At 31.9% G+C, this 2,937-nt stretch carries 1 protein-coding gene; it reads left to right on the top strand.

The window, feature by feature from the left end:
- Positions 1-574: 574 nt before the first annotated feature.
- Positions 575-2,704 carry a M6 family metallopeptidase gene (locus JM172_RS24145; RefSeq protein WP_214484935.1) on the top strand — a complete coding sequence of 710 codons (2,130 nt, stop codon included), beginning with the start codon at positions 575-577 and terminating at the stop codon, positions 2,702-2,704.
- The last annotated feature ends 233 nt before the right edge of the window (positions 2,705-2,937 follow it).

Genomic DNA, 2,937 nt, shown 5'->3' with positions numbered 1-2,937 from the left:
TTCAGTCGTGACGTAGCGACTCGTCAACTCATGACTTTCCACACCATGCTACACTCCCCGTTAGGTTTCCCCTTCGGATAAGGTGGGTAATGATGGATTTATATGCGGACTTAATCCACGCTTTTGCAAAAAGCGATTTTCTTAGCCTCCCTTATGGGCGCACAACACAACTCAACTTATGTTTAACACCTCTAAATTACCCCTCTTCAAAACCTTTATTATTCAACAATGTATAAAATCATGTATATTCTAGAAAACACTGTTATATCAGTGTTTACAAAAGTATTTCGGTTCCTACAGTGGTCATTATGTAAACTAAAAATGAATAGGGAATACATGGATATGCACTTATAGGACCCTCTAATTATAGAAAACTAAAATCTAGTAACATATAATTATGTTTACAAAATAGCCCATTATTATATATCGAGGGGAATGGTAATAAAGTATGCAAGTACATAGCTCGTTATTAATTAGTAGAACTATCCTATTTACGAAAAAAACTTTACGTGTAATATATATTCCAAGAGCTTTGATTAACAGACTATAAAAATAACTTTACTAAGGAGGTAACATGAAACAATTTAAAAAAACTGTCGGGTTGTCCCTTGCAGCATGGTTAACACTTTCTATTAGTATTCAGGCACCTACTATTGCCAAAGCAAGTGAAAACATATTGAAGGAAACAGCAGAAATTAGAGAAGATAGAAAAGATTGGTTAGAACATTTTGTTTATAATTCTGAAAAAATAATTGACACTGACAACATAAGATATGGGGATATTGGTGCAAAATTAAGACATTTTAAAAAAGATGAAGCCAATAGAGAACAATTAGATCAAGAAATATTTGAAATGGCTACTAAAGTTAATTTTAATGAAGAAGAAGTTAATTCCAATGATGAAGAAAGTAATAGTACTTTTACATATGATGGTGGTACAAAACGATTTTCAGACGGTAGAACATTTACTTTAAGAAGTGTTGGCAATTATGCTGAGGTATGGGTAGCTGATGACTTAGCTTATTTAGATGATAGGCCTACTCCTGTAATAACACAAGAACAAGTTGATAAGGTAAGGGATGAATTTGATACCAATATCTATCCTACAATGGTTGAATTCTTTGGTACACCTGATTCACATACTGGTGAAAATGCGACTTTATCAAACTGGGATGGCGTACCTGTACCTGAAGGTTATTATGTATCTGAAGATGGTGTTGAAAGAGTTATAATTTTGGTAGATAATATACGTGATGGAATTTTTTATGATCCCGACTCCGAAAATGGCATTGGTGGAATATACAAAGAACCAGATGATGACACTTTTGATAGAAATATTATTACTCTAAGTGCACGTAATTGGGAAACCATATTTGAATCATATTATCTTGGTACTGTAGCACATGAATTCCAACATCTAATTCAAGCTGATGTTAATAATACGACTGAAGAACCTTGGATTAAGGAAGGTATGGCTCATCTGGCACAATACTTATGTGGATATGGACATCCTATGGGACATGTAAACTTTTTCCTTGAACACCCAGAAAATTCATTAGTAGCATGGTATGATCAGTCTCGATCTGAAATTGCTGCTGATTATGGACAAGCTTATTTATTTCAATTATATTTATATGAACAATATGGTGAAAATTTTATTAAAATGTTATTTCAAGATGAAAAAAGTGGAGTTACAAGTCTTAATAATGTATTAGGTGAATTTGGAGTAGGAATTGATTTTGATGAATTATTTAGAAGATTTACTATAGCTCTTGCTATTGATAGTCCTGAAGTAGAAAATGGTATCTATAACTTTAATAGTATAGACCTTAATGTTAATTATGAAGCAGCAGCAACCAATGACAAAGATGGCGTGCCTGCTTGGGGTGCTGACTACAAAGTCATTGATAATGGTAATAAAATTCAATCTATTAAATTTAGTGATATAGATTTTTTAACAAAAGCTTGGGCTGTAAAAGATGATCCAAATAACCCAGGAAATAGTGTTCTATGGGGGGGCGAAGGTCATGATGAGGATAATCAATTAACCTTTGAAGCTGACCTGACCCATGTAGAGTCTGCAACATTAACCTTTGATAACTATATTGATATTGACGATCAATGGGATTTTGGTATTGTTCAAGTTTCAGTTGATAATGGTGAAACTTGGATATCTCTACAAAATGAAAATACTAGTGACCCCAGAACTTTTGATCCCGGATATAGAAATCAAGATATAATTATGGATAATTTACCTGGATTGACAGGGTATTATGATGATTGGAACAAAGAATTTTTTGATTTAACACCTTTCGTAGGACAAAATATATTAATTAATTTTAGATATATGACTGATGCGGGCATTAACGGTAGTGGATGGTTTATTGATAATATTGAAATACCTGAGATAGGATATAATAATGATGGTGCATCTACTGATGACTTTATAATTCATTTCGAACAAGAAGAGATTTTAACTAGTTATTCAGTTACATTCATTAATGAAAAATCATTAGGAGTAGGTAGTAATGAACAAAATTATAGAGTATTAAATATTGAACCTTTTAATGTGACTGAATCAGATGATATTTTATTAGAAGATTTCTTTAGTGGTGGTAATAATTATATGATAATCTGGTATACTCCACCTGAAGGTGTCACAGATGCTGTTCCTTATACGTATGAAATCACAAATAAAGAATGACGATAACAATAAATAATATATATCAAAAAAACTGATCAAAGATTTGTTCAGTTTTTTTGATTAGCATTCGACTTATTGCTATTGATTGATACTTTGAAAGCTCCCTTTACCTCTAAAAAGAAGACTAATTTCATCGCTTAGTAACCTCAATAATCATTGAGTTCACAAAATATATATTTCTATTATTAAGGAATAACTTCTTCTCCAAATATTTTACTCTATAAAAGGACTTT

It is taken from the genome of Bacillus sp. SM2101 (genome assembly GCF_018588585.1).
Taxonomy (GTDB): Bacteria; Bacillota; Bacilli; order Bacillales; family SM2101; genus Nanhaiella; species Nanhaiella sioensis.
Note: the sequence above shows the minus strand (reverse complement) of the source record. Positions and strands in the feature narration are given on the sequence as shown.